15 protein-coding genes are annotated in these 17,779 nt (G+C 63.9%); 3 read left to right on the forward strand and 12 right to left on the reverse strand.

Annotated elements, in window-relative coordinates; genetic code table 11:
- The 10 genes from AC58X1_RS07660 to AC58X1_RS07705 form a co-directional block, all read right to left on the reverse strand.
- Positions 1 to 1,140 carry a lactonase family protein gene (locus AC58X1_RS07660; RefSeq protein ID WP_497428779.1) on the reverse strand — a complete coding sequence of 380 codons (1,140 nt, stop codon included), beginning with the start codon at positions 1,138 to 1,140 and terminating at the stop codon, positions 1 to 3.
- The gene (locus AC58X1_RS07665; RefSeq protein ID WP_101321369.1) at positions 1,103 to 1,408 is read right to left on the reverse strand and encodes a DUF5629 family protein; all 306 of its coding nucleotides are present in this window, start codon (positions 1,406 to 1,408) and stop codon (positions 1,103 to 1,105) included. Before AC58X1_RS07665 ends, AC58X1_RS07660 begins: the two co-directional genes overlap by 38 nt.
- 86 nt (positions 1,409 to 1,494) lie before the next feature.
- Positions 1,495 to 3,870, reverse strand: coding sequence for an efflux RND transporter permease subunit (locus AC58X1_RS07670; protein WP_150570237.1), 2,376 nt, complete (start codon positions 3,868 to 3,870; stop codon positions 1,495 to 1,497).
- Between the two features lie 20 nt (positions 3,871 to 3,890).
- Complete coding sequence (locus AC58X1_RS07675) at positions 3,891 to 4,901, reverse strand: WD40/YVTN/BNR-like repeat-containing protein (protein ID WP_497428592.1); 1,011 nt, start codon at positions 4,899 to 4,901, stop codon at positions 3,891 to 3,893.
- A gap of 351 nt (positions 4,902 to 5,252) precedes the next feature.
- Positions 5,253 to 7,910, reverse strand: coding sequence for an aminopeptidase N (gene pepN / locus AC58X1_RS07680; protein ID WP_259072392.1), 2,658 nt, complete (start codon positions 7,908 to 7,910; stop codon positions 5,253 to 5,255).
- Between the two features lie 12 nt (positions 7,911 to 7,922).
- Positions 7,923 to 8,753 (reverse strand): DUF2797 domain-containing protein, encoded by an 831-nt coding sequence (locus tag AC58X1_RS07685; protein ID WP_150570219.1) that lies wholly within the window; start codon positions 8,751 to 8,753, stop codon positions 7,923 to 7,925.
- Positions 8,750 to 9,010: a YeaC family protein gene (locus AC58X1_RS07690; RefSeq protein ID WP_101321377.1), complete on the reverse strand. Its 261-nt coding sequence runs from the start codon at positions 9,008 to 9,010 to the stop codon at positions 8,750 to 8,752. Before AC58X1_RS07690 ends, AC58X1_RS07685 begins: the two co-directional genes overlap by 4 nt.
- 13 nt (positions 9,011 to 9,023) lie before the next feature.
- A complete protein-coding gene (locus AC58X1_RS07695) occupies positions 9,024 to 9,896 on the reverse strand; it encodes a rhomboid family intramembrane serine protease (protein WP_497428593.1) in 873 nt (290 codons plus the stop codon).
- Entirely contained in the window at positions 9,893 to 10,864 is a 972-nt protein-coding gene (locus AC58X1_RS07700) for a metallophosphoesterase (RefSeq protein WP_497428594.1), read from the reverse strand. The genes AC58X1_RS07695 and AC58X1_RS07700 overlap by 4 nt, the downstream gene beginning before the upstream one ends.
- Positions 10,864 to 11,754 carry an NAD(+) kinase gene (locus AC58X1_RS07705; RefSeq protein ID WP_101321383.1) on the reverse strand — a complete coding sequence of 297 codons (891 nt, stop codon included), beginning with the start codon at positions 11,752 to 11,754 and terminating at the stop codon, positions 10,864 to 10,866. The genes AC58X1_RS07700 and AC58X1_RS07705 overlap by 1 nt, the downstream gene beginning before the upstream one ends.
- Before the next feature lie 43 nt (positions 11,755 to 11,797).
- Here AC58X1_RS07705 and AC58X1_RS07710 point away from each other — a divergent pair, with 43 nt between their 5' ends.
- Positions 11,798 to 12,787 carry a DUF1853 family protein gene (locus AC58X1_RS07710; RefSeq protein ID WP_497428595.1) on the forward strand — a complete coding sequence of 330 codons (990 nt, stop codon included), beginning with the start codon at positions 11,798 to 11,800 and terminating at the stop codon, positions 12,785 to 12,787.
- Between the two features lie 147 nt (positions 12,788 to 12,934).
- Complete coding sequence (locus tag AC58X1_RS07715) at positions 12,935 to 13,480, forward strand: cytochrome b (RefSeq protein ID WP_101321387.1); 546 nt, start codon at positions 12,935 to 12,937, stop codon at positions 13,478 to 13,480.
- Here AC58X1_RS07715 and AC58X1_RS07720 read toward each other — a convergent pair.
- Entirely contained in the window at positions 13,471 to 14,370 is a 900-nt protein-coding gene (locus AC58X1_RS07720; protein WP_497428596.1) for a 1-aminocyclopropane-1-carboxylate deaminase/D-cysteine desulfhydrase, read from the reverse strand. The two genes, AC58X1_RS07715 and AC58X1_RS07720, sit on opposite strands and share 10 nt — an antisense overlap.
- 54 nt (positions 14,371 to 14,424) lie before the next feature.
- A complete protein-coding gene (locus tag AC58X1_RS07725) occupies positions 14,425 to 16,452 on the reverse strand; it encodes an oxidoreductase (RefSeq protein ID WP_497428597.1) in 2,028 nt (675 codons plus the stop codon).
- 191 nt (positions 16,453 to 16,643) lie between these two features.
- Between AC58X1_RS07725 and AC58X1_RS07730 the strand changes: the two genes are divergently transcribed.
- Positions 16,644 to 17,777, forward strand: a complete 1,134-nt coding sequence (locus AC58X1_RS07730) for a nitrilase-related carbon-nitrogen hydrolase (protein WP_497428598.1) — start codon at positions 16,644 to 16,646, stop codon at positions 17,775 to 17,777.
- The last annotated feature ends 2 nt before the right edge of the window (positions 17,778 to 17,779 follow it).

Genomic DNA, 17,779 nt, shown 5'->3' on the forward strand with positions numbered 1-17,779 from the left:
TCAGTCGAGAAACTTCAGGTCCGACGGGGCCAGCTGGTCGAACTTCTGCAGCGTTTCACCGAGTTGGCCAGTGCGTGGGTCGCGGTGCATGACCACGATCTGATTACTCTTCTGGTTGGCCACCAGCAAATACTTGCCGCTTGGATCGATAGCGAATTCACGTGGGTGGTCGCCCTCAACCGAACGCCGCTGCAACAGGCTCAACTGGCCATCTTGCTTGCCGATCGCAAACACCACGATCTGATTGGCCGTGCCGCGATTGCTGACATAGAGGAAACGCCCATCGGCCGATAGGTGCAAGCCGCCGCCGGCCTTGGCGGCAGAGTCTTGGCTGTCGGTCAGCGGCAGGCGCTGGCGCTCGATCAGGGCATCGTCACGCACATCGAACATCACCACTTCAGCGCTCATCTCGAGGGTCAGATAGGCGTGCTTGCCCAGCGCGTCAAACAACAGATGGCGCGGGCCGCTGCCCGGCGGCAGGCTCACCGAAGCCGGCGTTGCCGGGCTCAGCGGCTGCATCGGGCTGGCGCCGTCATAGGCGTAGACAAACACCCGGTCGGCGCCCAGATCGCTGGCGTACAGACGCAGGCCTTCGGCCGAAGGCACGACCGAATGCACATGGGCGCCGGCCTGGCGCTCCGGGTTGACCTTGCTTGGCGTGTGCGCCAACTGCTGCACCATGTCGCCGAGCTTGCCGTCCTTGGCCACTGGTAGCACCACCAGGCTGCCACCAAGGTCGGGCGCGACCGCGTAGTTGGCGACGAACAGGTAGCGCTGATCCTGGCTGAGGCTGGCGTGGGTCGGCTCATCGCCGGCGCTGGACACCTGGTTCAGTGGCGTGATCACGCCCTTGCTGCTCACTGCAAAACTGCTGACATGGCCGCGCGGGGTTTCATTGACGGCGAACAGCAAGCGCTGGTCGGCCGACAGCACCAGCCAGGACGGGCTGACCGTCTTCACCACCTGCAGCGGGGTCGGCTCGATACGGCCCTTGGCTGTATCGAACTGATATCGATAGATACCCTCGCTGGCAGTGCCTTCGGTATAGCTGCCAACCAGCAGGGTGGCGGCCTGCGCAGTGCCAAGCACAACGCTCAGGGCACTAGCGCTCAACAGGGTTTTCCAGCTGCGGCTGATCATCTTCCTGGTCATCATCGTCTTCGTCCGAGCCGTACACGGCACTCATGCAGACTAGCTCATGCTCGCCTTGGTCATCGTTGAGGCGCCACTCTTCGCCTGCGCCGACCGCGGCCGCGACCTGTTCGGCAGTGAATTTCCAGCGTTTGAGGTTGCGCCCGTCCATGCATTCGATCACCAGGCCGCTGGCGTCGAAGGTGAAACCGAAGGCGTGCAGGCCATCGATCAGGAGCATGTCGCTGGTGGCGAGGGCAGTGGCGAGGGTGGTCATGGGGCTACCTTGATGCGCAAAGCGTCCAGTATAACCAAACCCGGGCCAGGCCCGCTGCTCACCGCAGCGGCCTGACCGCACAAGCGTCAGTGGGCGAAGATCGAGCCGCCCTGCTTGCCTGCCAGTTTTTCCGGTTTGATCAGGAAGCGCGCCAGTGCCGGCAGCAGCCAGAGTGCACCGAACATGTTCCAGAGCAGCATGAAGGTCAGCATCAGGCCCATATCAGCCTGGAACTTGATCGCCGAGAAGATCCAGGTGCACACACCGATGGCCAGGCACAAACCAGTGAACAGCACCGCCTTGCCGGTCGAGCGCAGGGTCTGGTAATAGGCCTCCTGCAACGGCAGACCAGCACGCAGGAAGCTCTCCAGACGGCTGTAGATATAGATCCCGTAGTCGACCCCGATACCCACGCCAAGCGCCACCACCGGCAAGGTCGCGACCTTGACGCCGATGCCCATGAACGCCATCAACGCGTTGCCCAGCACCGAGGTCAGCACCAGCGGCAGGACGATGCACAGCATCGCGGCAAACGAGCGGAAGGTGATCAGGCACATGATCGCCACGCACAGGTAGACCAGAATCAGAATGGTCAGCTCGGCCGACTTGATCACCTCGTTGGTGGCCGCCTCGATGCCGGCATTGCCCGCCGCCAGAAGGAACTGCAGGCCGTCACGGTTGTGCGTATCGGCAAAGGCCTTGGCTGCGGCGGTGACGCGCTCAAGGGTTTCTGCCTTGTGGTCGTTGAGGAACACCAGCACCGGCGCCAGCGAACAGTCAGCGTTGTACAGGCCGTCGGCGCGGGCCACCGAGCTGTTGAGCACATCCGGGTTGCGCGAGAGGGTTTCCCATTTCAGATTGCCCTCGTTCATGCCGCGGATCATCTGCTTGGACACACTCACCAGGGAGATTGCCGACTGCACCCCGGGGGTGTTCTGCATGGTCCACATCAGCTCGTCGATGGGGGCCAGGGTCGAGTGGATCGAGCAGCTCTCCGAGGGCGTCTTGACCATGATCACCAGCACATCGGAACTGGTCGAGTAGTTGCTGATGATGAAGTGGTTGTCCTGGTTGTAGCGCGAGTCCGGGCGCAGCTCCGGGGCACCCGGGTCGAGGTCGCCGATCTTCAGGTTCTGGCTGTACCAGAGGCCGCCGCCAAAGGCGACCAGCGCCAGCGCAACCGACACCGGTGCCACTTTAGGGCTGGCGAAGTTGGCCAGCAGGCGCCAGAACGGGTGCTCGCGGGTGGCGTCACGCTTGGAGCGCTCGACGGCCTTTTTGCTGATGCCGACATAGGAGATCGCCACCGGCAGCAGGATCAGGTTGGTGAAGACAATCACCGCCACGCCGATCGAGGCGCCGATGGCCAGCTCGCGGATCACGCCAATGTCGATGATCAGCAGAGTGATGAAGCCCACCGCGTCGGCCAGAATCGCGATCATCCCCGGCAGGAACAGCTGGCGGAAGGTCCGCCGCGCAGCGGTCAGGGCATTGTCGGCGCCACTGGACTGCAGGGCGATGCCGTTGATCTTCTGCACCCCGTGGGAAATACCGATGGCAAAGATCAGGAACGGCACCAGCATCGAGTAAGGGTCGAGGCCAAAGCCCACCGCGTGCATCAGGCCCAACTGCCAGACCACCGCCACCAGGGTGGTGATCAACACGGCAATGGTGCTGCGGATACACCAGGTAAACCAGTACAGCAGGACCCAGGTGATCGCCAGCGCCACGCCGAAGAACAGCACCACCATCACCAGGCCGTCGATCAGGTCACCGACTTTTTTCGCAAAGCCGACTATGTGGATTTTCACATTGGGGTTCTGCGCCTGGAACTTGTCGCGGATCTTCTCTTCCAGCTGGTGCGAGAACTGCTGGTAGTCGAGCTTGACCTGCTTGCCCGGGTCCTGCGGATCGGGGTAGCTCTCCAGCAGTGGCACGTCGACGATGCTCGACTTGAAGTTGTTCGCCACCAGGCGCCCGACCTGGCCGGACTTGAGCACGTTGTCGCGCAGCTGATCGAGGCTTTGTGCGCTGCCATCGTAGGTGTTGGGGATCACCTCGCCACCGGCGAAGCCTTCTTCGGTGACCTCGGTCCAGCGCACGCTGGGGCTCCACAGCGACTTCAAGCCGGCGCGGTCGACACCCGGGATATAGAACACCTCGTCATGGATCTGGCGCAGGGTCTCCATGTAATCCTTGTCGAAGATGTCGCCGTTGACCGCCTCGACCGAGATGCGCACGGTGTTGCCGAGGTTGGCCAGGTCATTGCGGTGCTCGAGCATCTGTTCGATGAACGGGTGCTGCAGCGGGATCATCTTCTCGAAACTGGTCGAGGGGCGAATCTGCGTGGCCTGCCAGAACAGCAGGATGCTCACCAGCAGGCAGAGGCCGATCACTACCGGGCGGTTGTTGAAGATCATCCGCTCGAGCAGGGTGGGTTTGTCCTGATGATGCTGGGGCATGTCGAAGCGCTCCGGGCCGGTCATGGTTGCTGCTCCTCGGCGCCTTGGCCGTTGGCCAGGTGGATGCCGCCCTGCCCGACCAGCAGCAAGCCGCCGTCGGCCAGGCTGGTGACGCCGGCCAGGGCGATGCGGTCGGCGCGGTTGAATACGCTGAAGGTCAAGCCATCGTCACGGCTGCGCAACACACTGCCGCCGTTGCCGACCAGGACGATACTGCCGTCCTCGAGCAGCGCCGCGCTGGCCAGGCCGAACTGCAGCGGGCCGCGACTGGCGGTCAGGGCGATCTGCTGCCAGCTGTCGCCGAAGTCACTGGAGCGGTAGAGGTTGCCCCGCAGTCCATAGGCCAACAAGGTGTGCGCCTGGGCAGTGCCGAGTACGCCGAACAACGAGCCCTCGTACGGGCCCTCGACGCGCGACCAAGTGGCGCCGTTATCGACGGAGCGGAACATGCTGCCCTGCTCGCCGACGATGAACAGGCCGGAGTCCTTGATCGCGGCGATGCCATTCAGGTGCAGTTGATCGGGGTTGTCGAGGCGCTCGGCGACGTCCTGCCAATGCTGGCCGCCGTCGGTGGTCTCGAGCAGCGCGCCGTAGGCACCGACGGCAAAGCCATGCTGGGCATCGACAAAGCTGACGTCGAGCAACGGCGCTTCGCGGGCGAGGTCTTCAAACTGCTTGCTCCAGGTGGCGCCGCCATCGCTGCTGGCGAGGATCTGCGCGTCGTGACCGACTGCCCAGCCGCGCTTGTCATCGATGAAGAACACCGCGGTGAGCAGTTGCCGGGTCGGCACGCGCGCCTGGCTCCAGGTCTTGCCCTGGTCGTCGGAGAACAGGATATGGCCACGATCACCGACCACCACCAGGCGCTTGCCGGCGTGGGCGGCGTCGATCAGCAGGTTGTCGACTGCCTTGGCCGATTCAGTCGAGTACTCCTCGGCGGCAGCAGCGACGACAGTGCCGCTCCACATACCCAGCAGCAACAGTGCGCCCGCGGCCAGTGGCCTGGCGTGCGCCATCACCCGTTCCCTCATGCCCTTCCCCTATTGTATTTTTCTTGGTGGGTCATCCAGTGCAGGCACTGCAAGAAGCCTGATTCAGAGGCCTGCAACAGCTTTGAGCCATCCTAGCGGGGAGTTCTGCGGCAACACAATTGGCGGGACGTTATGTTTTGTTAACGGCGACAGCGCCCTGTTGTTTCGACCGCGTCGCCGGGGTGCTGCGCGGTCGGCGTAGGAGCGGCCTTGTGTCGCGAAAGGGCTGCGCAGCGGCCCCAGATTTCAGCTTCGCAGCCGATATCCCCGGGCCAGCTACGCTGGCCTTTCCGACCGGTCCGGCGCCCCGGCAAGGCCGCTCCTACGCCAGATCACGGGCGCTCGCCAGGTTCATGCCAGGCTCTTGCTGACCACCTCGTACACGTCGCTGGACAAGGTGCCCGACGCCAGAATCCGCTCCAGCTCGGCCTTCATCAGCGCCTGACGCGCGCTATCGTACTTGCGCCAGCGGGTCAGCGGCGCGAGCTGGCGCGAGGCGATCTGCGGGTTGAGCGCATTAAGCTCGATGACCAGGTCCGCCAGGAAGCGATAGCCGGAACCGTCGGCCGCGTGGAAGTTGACCAGGTTCTGCCCGGCAAACGCGCCGATCAGTGCGCGCACCTTGTTCGGGTTCTTCAAGGTGAATGCCGGGTGCTGCATCAGCGCCTTGACCCGCGCCAGGCCGCCCGGCAACGAGCTGGCTGCCTGCACGCTGAACCACTGGTCCATGACCAGCGGGTTGTCCTTGAAGTGCTCGGCGAAGGCTTGCAGCACTTCGGCGCGCTCGGCCTCGAACGGCGAGTTGACCAACACCGCCAGCGCGGTCAGGCGCTCGGTCATGTTGTCGCTGTCCTTGAACTGCTCAAGGGTCGCCGCCAGCACCTGCGGCTTGCCGCTGAGCATCAGGTACGACAGGGCGATGTTCTGCAGGCTGCGCCGGGCGAAGTGCTCGGCGGCCGCCACATATGGCGTGCGCCGCGACACTTCACGGTTGGCCTGATAGCGCGACCACAAGGCGTCGAACAGCTGCTCGGCGATCTGCTTGCGGGCAAATTCGCGGGCCGCGTGGATCGCGTCGACGTCGGCCACCTGGCTGATCTCGGTCAGGTAGGCCTCACCTGGCAGCGAGAGCATTTCCGCGACCATGGCCGGGTCCAGCGCGTCATTGCCGATGACCGTGGCCAGGGCAGTGATCAAACGCGGATCGAGGCTCAACGGCTGGCCGGCCTGATGCTGGCCGATCAGCTCCTGCAGCACTTGCACCGACAATTGCTGGCCGGCTTCCCAGCGATTGAAACCGTCGCTGTCGTGCTGCATGAGGAACATCAGCTGGTCGCGGTTGTACGGGAAGCTCAGCTTGACCGGCGCACTGAAGCCGCGCAGCAGCGACGGCAATGGCTTGGCGGCGATGTCGAGGAAGGTGAAGGTCTGCTCGGCCTCGGTCAGCGACAGCACGCGGCTGCTGCCCTGGGCGCTGGCTTCGCCGTCCAGGCGCAGCGGCAGGTCGTTGCCGTCGGCGTCGAGCAGGCCCAGCGCGACCGGAATCACGAACGGCAGTTTCTCGCGCTTGTCCGGCGTCTGCGGGCAGCTCTGGCGGAAGGTCAGGCTGTAGCGCTGCGCTGTGCTGTCATAGGCTTCGCTGACCTCGAGGCGCGGCGTGCCGGCCTGGCTGTACCAGCGTTTGAACTGGGTCAGGTCAACGCCGTTGGCGTCTTCCATGGCCTTGATGAAGTCATCGCAGGTAACGGCCTGGCCATCGTGACGCTCGAAGTACAGGTCGCTGCCCTTGCGGAAGCCATCGGCGCCGAGCAGGGTGCGGACCATACCGACCACTTCTGCGCCCTTCTCGTAGATGGTCAGGGTGTAGAAGTTGGAGATTTCAATGAAGCTGTCCGGGCGCACCGGGTGGGCCATAGGGCCTGCGTCTTCGGCAAACTGATGGGTGCGCAGGTACGCCACGTCCTCAATGCGCTTGACCGTGCGCGAGTTCATGTCGGCGCTGAATTCGGCGTCGCGGAACACCGTGAAGCCTTCCTTGAGCGACAGCTGGAACCAGTCGCGGCAGGTGATGCGGTTGCCGGTCCAGTTGTGGAAGTACTCGTGCGCGACCACCCCTTCAACGCGCTGGTGAGCGGCGTCGGTGGCCGTTTCGGCACGCGCCAGCACACAGCTGGAGTTGAAGATGTTGAGGCCCTTGTTTTCCATGGCGCCCATGTTGAAGTCGTTGACCGCGACGATCATGAAGATGTCCAGATCGTACTCGCGGCCATAGACTTCCTCGTCCCAGCGCATCGACTTCTTCAGGCTGACCATCGCGTGCTGGCACTTGTCGATGTTTTCTGGCTCGACATAGATGCGCAGCGCCACGTCACGGCCGGACTGGCGAGTGAAGGTGTCTTCGACGCACCAGAGGTCGCCCGCCACCAGGGCGAACAGGTAGGCCGGCTTCTTGAACGGGTCTTCCCAGGTTGCCCAGTGGCGGCCGTCGTCAGCCGGGCCGCTGCCGATCGGGTTGCCGTTGGACAACAGGATCGGATAGCGATGCTGCTCGGCGATCACCGTGGTGGTGAACGTGCTCATCACATCCGGGCGGTCGAGGTAGTAGGTGATCTTGCGAAAGCCCTCGGCCTCGCACTGGGTGCAGTACATCGACCCCGACTTGTACAGGCCCTCCAGAGCCGTGTTGCTCTCGGGGTGGATCTTCACCGTGGTGTCGAGGGTGAACGTCTGCGCTTTCGGATGCAGGGTCAGGCTGTCGTCATCAAGCTGGTAATCGCCCGCGCTCAGGGCCTGGTCATCCAGTTGCACACTGACCAGTTGCAGTTGCTGACCGTTCAGCACCAGCGGCGGCAAGCCTTCGCCACGCGCCGGGTTGCGGCGCATCAGCAGTTGCGCATGGACCAGGCTGTGGTCCTCGAACAACTCGAAGGTCAGGTGCGTCTCGTCGATCAGGTACTCGGGCGCCTGGTAATCCTTGAGGTAGATCACTTGCGGTTGTTCGGTGCGCATGTGGCTGTCCTTTTACTGATGCACGGCCAACTGGTAGGCCGTGTATTTGCGAATATTGATCACGCCGGTATCGAAGATCAGGTACTGGCCCTTGATCCCGAGCAGAGTGCCTTCGATGACCGGGGTCTTGTCCAGGTTGAGGCTGACGATCTTTTTCGGATAGGCCTCGACCGGGTAACGGATCTCGACCACCTCGGCATCGGGCAGCGGCTGGATCGCTTGAAGGCCAAAACGTTCGTGCAGGGTGCGAATACCGTCGGCGCAGGCGTCGAAGATCTGCTCGCGAATCGCCGCCAGGTCGAGCACCTCGGCATCGCCCTTGAGCAGGTTGCGCCAGTTGGTGCGGTCTGGCACCTGGCTGCGCAATACATCCTCGACCAGGCCCGACTGCTGCCGAGTGGAAACGCGCATGATCGGCAGGGCCTGGATGGCGCCCTGATCGAGCCAGCGGGTTGGCAGTTGGGTAGCGCGGGTGATACCGACCTTGACCCCCGACGAGTTGGCCAGGTAGACCACGTGATCGGTCATGCAGAACTGCTCGCCCCAGGACGGCTCGCGGCAGGTGCCGGCGTCGTAGTGGCAACGTTCCGGGGCCATGATGCACAGGTCGCACTGGGCCAGCTTGGTCATGCACGGGTAGCAGTAGCCCTGGCTGTAGCTGGTCTTGGTGCGCTTGCCGCAGTGGCTACAGTGGATGGCACCGAGGTATTCAAGACGCAGGGTCTTGCCGATCATCGGGTTGACCGGCACCAGCGAATCACCCAGGCGAAAGCTGTATTGCACAACCGGTGCCTGCAACTGCACCGACATCTTGCTCAAAGAGCCACGAGCGAGTTCGATCAATGTACCGAGTCCGACTTGAACAGAATATTGGCGATGGGCGCCGACTTCGAGGCGCACTCCTGCGGGCCCATGTAACCGGTACGCTGGTCTTCCGGCAGGTTCTGCAGTTCCCAGGCGATGACCGCCTGCAGCGACAGCTCTTTCTGTTCGACGGTGAGCTTGCGCCCGTCGGACCATTTGCCCAGCTCGACCGCAAGCTTGAGGCTCTGGTAGATCTCGGGGGTGATGTTTTCAATCATTTGGGCGAACGTGGACATTGTCTCTCCTCAATCAAGCCGACAGTTTACGCCGCGCCAGCGCGCCACCCAAGAGCCCAGTCAGGCATCCGATGAGCAGGCCACCGACATGCGCGGCATTGGCGATCTGGCCGAAGCCGAGCTGGCCGACCACGCCGGTCAGGCACACCACCAGCCAGATCAGCATCATCACCAGTACGCCCTTGGGCAGGCGGTAATGCGGGTTGGGTGCCAGCCACTGGTACAGCCAGACGTAGCCGAGCAAGCCGTACAACACGCCGGACAGCCCGCCGAACAGGCTCGGGCCGCCGACCAGGTGCTGGGCCAGGTTGGAGATCAGGCTGAACAGCAGCGTCAGCAACAGCAGCAACCAAGGCCCCTGGCGCAGCTCGATGCGCTTGCCCAGCTCCCAGTACCACATGCCATTCATGGCCAGGTGGAGGAAGCCGAAGTGCAGCAGCATTGGCGATATCAGGCGCCACCACTGACCGTCGCTCAGGCCTTGCGCCAGCGAGGTGAAGTACAGATATTCACCCTGCACACGGAAATCGAGAAAGGTGAACCAGCTCAGCGTCGACAGGTTGTCGCCCAGCCCGGTGATTGCCGCGACCACCGCGCACAGCAGCAGTACGCCAGCCGTGACCTTGCATGCGCGGGCCTGCTGGGCCAGGGACGGTTGCCTGGGCAGGCTGGCCTGAGCCGCGGCCGGCAGTTCGATCTGGTCGTTGCCTTCGGGGTAGCGCTCATACAGCTGGCGGACATCCTCGAGCAAGGCCTGCGGCGCCCACAACACCTGCTCTTCGCCCTCCTCGCTGACCCGGTGCGGCACCTGCAGGCGGCGCAGCAGGCTGACAAAACCACTGAGGTCGACGGTCAACGGCAGGCGCAGCACTTCGATCACATTCATTGAGTGTCCTGTGGGCGCTCGACATCGACCCAGACGAACTTGTGCGGGTCGATGCCGGTTTCGTCATCCAGGCGATAGGCCGCCAGTTTGCCGTAGAGCACGGCGCTGTAATCCAGGCAGGCCAGATTGGGCCGGATCGGCGCCGGGCGACCGCTGCGCCAGTAATGGCCGACGAACAGCATCGGTTGCGCTTCGTCATAGCGCAGCAAGGCGTTTTTCTGCGTGTGGCTGAGCGGCGCGCTGGCCACCTCGTCCGGCAAGGCATCGGGCTGGAACACGATGTCGCCGTAGGTCTGCGGGTCTTCTTCCCAGAACTTGGTGCGGAAGAACGCCCGCGTCAGGCCATCGCCACCGGTCAGGGTGAGGCCATCCGGCAGGCGCATGTCGGTGCCGCGCAGGAGGCGATTGCACACGGTCGAGGCAAAGCTGCCGGACACACCCGAGGCCTGAATGAAGTGCTCGTCGATGCAGCCGCTTGGGTACTGCGGGCGCAACTGCTCGATCAGGCTCGGGTCCCAGCAGGCGTGCACCAGCCGGAAGCGCCCGGCATCGACAAACAGCGGCAGCTGGTAGAACCAGGCCAGGAAGTCGTGCCAGTCGCCCGGGTGCTGGGCGAACTGGGTCAGGGTTTCGTCGATCAGGCGCGCGTTGCGCGGCGAGTGCTCACGGACAAATGCCTTGCCACTGCCGGGCAGCGCCGGCGTGACCCAGGCCAAGGCGTTGTACTCATGGTTACCCATGATGCAGAACGCCTGACCGGCCACGACCATGTCGTGGACGATATGCAGCGCCTCGCGAATACGCGGGCCGCGATCGACGATATCGCCGAGGAACAGTGCCTGGCGCCATGGATGCCGCCAGACCCCACCCACGCGCTTGTAGCCGAGGGTATCGAGCAGGCGTTCGAGGGTATGTGCACAACCGTGCACGTCGCCGATGATATCGAAACTGCGCGCCGGATCGAGCATCAGTCGCCCCCACCCCCCAGGCGGCTGCCCCAGCCGAGCTTGGTGCGGCAGACTTCGTAGTAGTTGTGATCGAGCGGGTGGATCAGGCGCAGTTTCTGCGGCTTCTTGCTCACCGTGATGGTATCGCCGGGGGCGCAGGTGAAGTGGTTCTGGCCGTCACAGGACACTTGCGGATAGATCTGCAGGTCCTGCGAGACGACGATCTTCAGCTCGCTGTTGCCATCGACCACGATCGGCCGGCCCGACAGGGTGTGCGGGTACATCGGCACGATGACGATGGCGTCGAGCTTGGGGTGCATGATCGGCCCGCCGGCCGACAGCGCATAGGCGGTCGAGCCGGTGGGGGTGGCGACGATCAGGCCGTCGGCCTTCTGGCTGCAGACGAACTGGCCGTCAATGTAGATTTCGAACTCGATCATCCGCGTCGACTTGCCCGGGTGCAGGACCACGTCGTTGAGCGCGTCGCCCTGGCCAATGGCTTCGCCGTGGCGGCGCACTTCGGCCTGCAGCAAGAAGCGGTTTTCGACCAGGTAGTGGCCGTCGAGCACTTCGGCGACCTTGACCTCAAGCTCATCCGGGCGGATGTCGGTGAGAAAGCCCAGGTTGCCGCGGTTGATACCGAGCACCGGCACATTGTGCCGGGCCAGCGCGCGGGCGGCGCCGAGCAGGCTGCCATCGCCGCCGACCACGATGACCAGGTCACAGACCTCGCCGAGCAGCTTGCGGGTCGAGGTCTGCAGGCCATGCCCTGGCAGCACTTCGGCAATCGTGTCCTCGAGGATCACGTGCATATGGCGATCGAGGAGGAACGTTTTCAGTCGGCGAATGGTGTCGAGCACCTGTGAGCTGCCCAGGCGGCCGATGATACCGATATTGCGAAATTGCTCCATGGTGCTCCTGCAAGGCCGTGCGGCGGGTAACGATAGACGGATTATGGTCGAAACGACCGTCCAGCGGCAAACCGGCTATGCTCGCAGGATGACGCCCTTCGCCGAGCTGCGCGACCTGCCCCGCCGTTTGCGCCGCCCTGCGGTGCGCGATCTGGCCTGGGCGCTGCTGTCGCCACCGCTGATGCGCGACTTGCCCGCACCACAGCGCCACCCGTTGACCGCCAGTGACTGGGCTGCCGACCCGCAGCAGTTGCAGGACTGGTTACTGGCGCTGGATGGCGATGATCAACCGCTGCGCGATTGGCTGGTGAAGATGACCAGCCGGCGCCTGGGCCTGTATTACGAGGCCCTCTGGCAGTTCGCCTTGAACCACGCCAGCGGGGTCGAACTGCTCGGCGCCAATCTGCCGATCCGCGAAGGCGGCCGCACTCTGGGCGAGCTGGATATCCTCCTGCGCGACCGCGACGGTGTGCATCATCTGGAACTGGCGATCAAGCTCTACCTCGGCCCGGCCAATGGCGCTGGCCCAGGCTCGATGCACTGGTTGGGGCCGGGATGCCATGATCGGCTCGATCTGAAACTGGCCCACCTTGTCGGTCATCAGCTGCCTATTTCTGCTCGGCCAGAGAGCCAGGCGCTGCTTGCGGAGCTTGGCCTGGATCAGCCCCAGGCGCATCTGTGGCTGGGCGGCTATCTGTTCTACCCAGGCATGCTTGCAGTCCATCCTCCAGCCGGCGCAGAACCTGCGCACTTACGCGGTGACTGGCTGCACCGGCACGACTGGCCCGGCTACCGCAGCGGCGCGGCAGAGGGCCGCTGGCAGGTCCTGACGCGCCAGCACTGGCTGGCGCCCGCGCGTATTGCAGACAGCGACTGCTGGACGCCAGCGCAGTTCGAGCAATGGCTGATGCAGCTGGACCCGTTCGCACCCGCGCAATTGCTGGTCAGGTTGACGCAGGCCGAAGACGGCGCCTGGGAGGAACAGCAGCGGTTGTTTCTGGTGGCGGACAGCTGGCCGCACTTGCCGAGCTGAGCAGCAGGCCGCCAAGGTTTTCGACAGATTCACGCAAATATCTGCGCAGCCTTCGACCTGTAGCAAAGAAATCTGTCAGCCATCGATTAGAGTTAGCGATACGCGCCAGCAAGAGCGCCTTTTCGACCTGATAAGTGAGGAGTGACCATGGTTTCATCCAACCCGCCGGCGCATTACGCGCGGATCTCGATTGCCCTGCACTGGCTGATGCTGGTGTTGCTGGCAAGCGTCTACGCCCTGATCGAACTGCGTGGCCTGTTCCCCAAGGACAGCGCCGAACGCAACCTGATGAAAGACCTGCACTTCATGTTCGGCCTGACCGTGTTCGTACTGGTCTGGCTACGCCTGGCCATGCGCCTGATCAACCCGACGCCGCCGATCACGCCCAAGCCGCCGGCATGGCAGACTGGCCTGGCGCACCTGGTGCACCTGCTGCTGTACCTGCTGATGATCGGCATGCCGCTGGCGGGCTGGTTGATCCTCAGCGCCGCCGACAAGCCAATCCCGTTCTACGGCTTCGAGCTGCCCGCGCTGACCGGGCCTGATTCGGACTTTGCCAAATTCATCAAGGGCTGGCATGAGCGGGTTGGCGGCTGGGGCTACTGGCTGATTGGCCTGCATGCACTGGCCGGGCTTTACCATCACTACATCAAGCGCGATAACACCCTGGTGCGCATGCTGCCCTACAAGTAACCGCGTCGGCCCTGCAGCCCGCCTGTGTGCACGAACAGCAGGCGGCTGCCGGGCCTGAAGCGCCCCGCCTCGACCTCATCGCGCAGCGCCAGCAGGGCCTTGCCGGTGTACACCGCCTCCAGCGGCAGGCCACTGTGCTGTTCGCTGTCGGCGATAAACGCCAGCAACTCATCATCCATGCGCGCAAAGCCGCCACGGCAAGCGTCATGCAATTGGTAGCCCTGCTCTCCCGCCAACGCTGCCACCGTTGCCGCCACGCCGTGGTCAGCCGGCACCGCAAGGGCGCCGTGCACCGGGCGCGCACCGGCTTCAGCGAGCACCAGCCCCGCCAGGGTGGTGCCGGTACCGACGGGCAGCCACCAGCCATCGTAGTCATCCCAACCCAGCTGCGGCAGCTGCTCGCGTGCCTGCTCGACGATCAATCGGCAACCCTGTGCGCCGGCCATGCCGCCACCGCCCTCGGCGATGCACTGCCAGCCGGGGTAGCGTGCTTGCCACTCAGCCCAGAACTGCGGCTCATGTCGCGCCCGGTAGCCGCCATAGCCGAGCCAGTACAGTTGCATGCCCAAGGCTTGCAGGTCGCGCACGGTCGGGGTGTCCTGCGCATGGCCACGCAGCAGGCCGGCGGTGGCAAAGCCAAACCGTTTGCCGGCAGCGGCCAGTGCATGCAGATGGTTGGAATGGTTGCCGCCCAGGCTGATCAAGCCGGGCGCGTTGCACCGCCAGGCTTCGACCAGATGGTCGCGCAGCTTGAACCACTTGTTGCCGCTGATCAGCGGGTCGATCAGGTCCAGACGCAACACTGCGAGCTGGACCTCAGCGCGCTGAGTCCAGGGCAAGCACAGCGGTTGTAGAGGTGCCTGAGGCAGGCAGGAGAGTTCGGCAGACATCGGCCGAGTCTACCAGCTTGGGCCGGGGCCGCGCTGCAGCCCCACCCCATGCCGTTACAGCTCGGCGGCCAAGCGCGAACCTTGGTTGATGGCGCGCTTGGCATCCAGCTCGGCGGCCACATCAGCGCCGCCGATCAGGTGCACCGACTGCCCCGCTGCGACCAGCCCGTCCTGCAGTTCGCGCAGTGGATCCTGGCCTGCACAGATCACTACGTTGTCCACTGCCAGCAACTGCGGCTCGCCATCAGCAATGCGTACATGCAAACCAGCGTCGTCGATCTGCAGGTATTCGACACTGTTGAGCATCTGTACCTGCTTGTTTTTCAGGCCAGTGCGGTGAATCCAGCCGGTAGTCTTGCCCAGACCGTCGCCGACCTTGGTCTTCTTGCGCTGCAAAAGGTACACCTGCCGCGCCGGCGCATGCGGCTCGGGCTTGATCCCGGCCACGCCACCACGCGCTTCGAGCGCAGTGTCGATGCCCCACTCTTTCCAGAACGCGTCGCGATCCAGGCTGGTTGCCACGCCCTGGTGCACCAGGTACTCGGAGACATCAAAGCCGATGCCGCCCGCGCCGATCACCGCAACCCGCTGGCCGACCGGTTTGCGCTGCAACAGTACATCCAGATAATTCAGCACCTTGGCGTGCTCGATGCCGGGGATAGCCGGGGTGCGCGGGACAATCCCGGTGGCCAGGATGATCTCGTCATAATCGCCGGCAATCAGCTGCTCGGCGCTGACTCGGCTATTCAGGCGCACGTCCACGCCTGTGAGCTGCAGCTTGTTACGGAAATAGCGCAGGGTTTCGGAGAACTCTTCCTTGCCCGGCACGCGCTTGGCCACGTTGAACTGGCCACCGATCTCGCCAGCGGCGTCAAACAGGGTGACCTGATGGCCGCGCTCGCCGGCCACAGTCGCCGCAGCCAGGCCAGCCGGGCCAGCACCCACCACCGCGATACGCTTGACCTGGGTCACCGGCAGGTAATTCAGTTCGGTTTCATGGCAGGCGCGCGGATTGACCAGGCAACTGGTCAACTTGCCGCCAAAGGTGTGATCAAGGCAGGCCTGGTTGCAGCCGATGCAGGTATTGATCTGCTCGGACTGATCGGCTGCGGCCTTGTTGACGAACTCTGGATCGGCCAGGAATGGCCGGGCCATCGACACCATGTCGGCATCGCCGGCAGCCAGCACGGCCTCGGCAACTTCGGGTGTATTGATGCGGTTGGTGGTGATCAATGGGATGTTGACGTGCCCACGCAGCTTGGCCGTGACCTTGCTGAAGGCCGCCCGCGGTACTTTGGTGGCGATGGTCGGAATGCGCGCTTCGTGCCAGCCGATGCCGGTATTGATCAGCGTTGCCCCGGCCTGCTCGATGGCCTTGGCCAGCTGCAGGATCTCTTGCCAATCGCTGCCACCTTCGATCAGGTCGAGCATCGACAGGCGGAAGATGATGATGAAGTTAGGGCCCACCGCCGCACGCACGCGGGTGACGATTTCGACCGCCAGGCGCATGCGGTTGGCGTAGCTGCCACCCCAGCGATCGGTGCGGTGGTTGGTGTGAGCGGCGAGAAACTGGTTGATGAAGTAGCCTTCCGATCCCATGATCTCGACGCCGTCATATCCCGCGCGCTGGGCCAGTTCGGCACAGTTGACGAAGTCGGCGATCTGCTTCTCGATGCCGGCTTCGTCCAGCTCCTTGGGCTTGAACGGGTTGATCGGCGCCTGAATCGCGCTCGGCGCCACCTGGCGCGGGCTGTAGGCGTAACGGCCGGCGTGGAGGATCTGCAGACAGATCTTGCCCCCAGCGGCGTGCACCGCCTCGGTGACGATACGGTGCTGGTCGGCTTCTTCAGCGGTGCTCAGCTTGGCAGCGCCGGAGTACACGCCACCCTCATCGTTTGGCGCAATGCCACCCGTGACCATCAGGCCAACACCACCGCGTGCTCGCTCGGCGAAGTACACTGCCATGCGCTCGAAGCCGCCTGGGCGCTCTTCCAGGCCGGTGTGCATGGAGCCCATCAGGGTGCGGTTGCGCAAAGTGGTGAAGCCAAGGTCAAGCGGGGCCAGCAGGTTCGGGTAAGCCATGGAGCAACTCCACATGGGCAAAATCACGGGATGCAGGCGCCTCGCTGGGATGCGGGGCCCGTCGGTTATCTGCCCTCGACATTAAACAGCCGTTTGAACCGGCTCAATGATCGAAACTGACAACTTATTGATCCTGCTGCACAGCAGGTCTACCCTAGGGCTCCTTACATTCGATGGTGCCGCAGCGGTTCATGCGCAAACTTCTCGCAAGCGCCCTGGCGCTGGTAATGATCGCCGCGTTGTGTGGCTATGGTTTCTGGACGCAACAGCGCCCTGAAGGCCACTACCTGTCTGACCTGCGTATCGAGCTGGCGCTCAATCAGGGTAGCCCTGGCGAGCGCGGCAATCTGCTCGGCATCGAGCCGCTGCTCTACCCCAGCGACTATCAAAACCTGCAACGGCTGCGCCTCAAGCTTGCCGCTTACCTGCAGCAGGCCCGCGAGCAGGGGCTGGTGAATCCGCGCACGGTGGTGGTGTTGCCTGAGCACATCGGCACATGGCTATGGGCGCGCGGTGAAAAAAACGAGCTGTATCAAGTGACCCAGCGGCGCGAGGCCGAGCAATGGCTTGAGCTGAGTAACCCGCTGCGCTACGGCCTGGCAATGCTTTGGGCGACCGGCGACGACCGCCGCGCCGATGCGCATCTGCGCATGAAGGCGGCGCAGATGGCCGCCGACTATCAGGCTCTGTTCAGCGGCCTGGCAAAGGAATTTGGCGTGACCCTGGTGGCCGGCTCGATTGTCTTGCCCGCGCCCTATGTGGAGAACGGCGTGCTGCACGCCGGCAGCGGCCCACTGTTCAACAGCAGCGTGGTATTCGCCGGCGACGGCAGTGTGCTGGGGCAGCCGCAACGCCAGCAGTTTGCCGACAGCGAAGTACGCCGGTACATTCAGGACGGTCGCGGGCAAGACGGTCGCGAGCAGCCCCTGCACGTCGTTTCGACCCCAGCTGGACGCCTTGGCGTGTTGATCGGCAGTGACAGCTGGTACCCGGAAAATTATCAGCAGCTGGCGCAGCAGTCCGCACAGCTGATCGCCAACCCGGTATTTCTCAGTGGCAAGCACAGCTGGGACGCACCCTGGCGCGGTAATCGCCATCAGGATGCCGCCGCCGAGCTGCCACTGCAGCGTGGTCAAGTCAGCGAACAACAGGCTTGGCGGCAACTGACCCTGGCCGCCAATCCCGGCCTGACCAGCATCAGCGTGTTCATGCGTGGCCAATTCTGGGAACTTGGCGCTGACGGTCAAGGCTTTGCCAACCACGCTGGCGGCCAGTTGGCCGGCACCTCGCAGCATGGCGCCCGCCTGCTAAACGTGTGGTTGTAACG

The organism is Pseudomonas sp. PGPR N4 (genome assembly GCF_059693665.1).

What these genes read in the sequence shown, in the direction of transcription:
- AC58X1_RS07710 (WP_497428595.1), top strand. Translation starts at nt 11,798, where the DNA reads ATGGTCGAAACGACCGTCCAGCGGCAAACCGGCTATGCTCGCAGGATG.
- AC58X1_RS07660 (WP_497428779.1), bottom strand. Translation starts at nt 1,140, where the DNA reads ATGATCAGCCGCAGCTGGAAAACCCTGTTGAGCGCTAGTGCCCTGAGC.
- AC58X1_RS07675 (WP_497428592.1), bottom strand. Translation starts at nt 4,901, where the DNA reads ATGAGGGAACGGGTGATGGCGCACGCCAGGCCACTGGCCGCGGGCGCA.
- AC58X1_RS07715 (WP_101321387.1), top strand. Translation starts at nt 12,935, where the DNA reads ATGGTTTCATCCAACCCGCCGGCGCATTACGCGCGGATCTCGATTGCC.
- AC58X1_RS07670 (WP_150570237.1), bottom strand. Translation starts at nt 3,870, where the DNA reads ATGCCCCAGCATCATCAGGACAAACCCACCCTGCTCGAGCGGATGATC.
- AC58X1_RS07730 (WP_497428598.1), top strand. Translation starts at nt 16,644, where the DNA reads ATGCGCAAACTTCTCGCAAGCGCCCTGGCGCTGGTAATGATCGCCGCG.
- AC58X1_RS07665 (WP_101321369.1), bottom strand. Translation starts at nt 1,408, where the DNA reads ATGACCACCCTCGCCACTGCCCTCGCCACCAGCGACATGCTCCTGATC.
- AC58X1_RS07695 (WP_497428593.1), bottom strand. Translation starts at nt 9,896, where the DNA reads ATGAATGTGATCGAAGTGCTGCGCCTGCCGTTGACCGTCGACCTCAGT.
- AC58X1_RS07705 (WP_101321383.1), bottom strand. Translation starts at nt 11,754, where the DNA reads ATGGAGCAATTTCGCAATATCGGTATCATCGGCCGCCTGGGCAGCTCA.
- AC58X1_RS07720 (WP_497428596.1), bottom strand. Translation starts at nt 14,370, where the DNA reads ATGTCTGCCGAACTCTCCTGCCTGCCTCAGGCACCTCTACAACCGCTG.
- pepN (WP_259072392.1), bottom strand. Translation starts at nt 7,910, where the DNA reads ATGCGCACCGAACAACCGCAAGTGATCTACCTCAAGGATTACCAGGCG.
- AC58X1_RS07725 (WP_497428597.1), bottom strand. Translation starts at nt 16,452, where the DNA reads ATGGCTTACCCGAACCTGCTGGCCCCGCTTGACCTTGGCTTCACCACT.
- AC58X1_RS07700 (WP_497428594.1), bottom strand. Translation starts at nt 10,864, where the DNA reads ATGCTCGATCCGGCGCGCAGTTTCGATATCATCGGCGACGTGCACGGT.
- AC58X1_RS07690 (WP_101321377.1), bottom strand. Translation starts at nt 9,010, where the DNA reads ATGTCCACGTTCGCCCAAATGATTGAAAACATCACCCCCGAGATCTAC.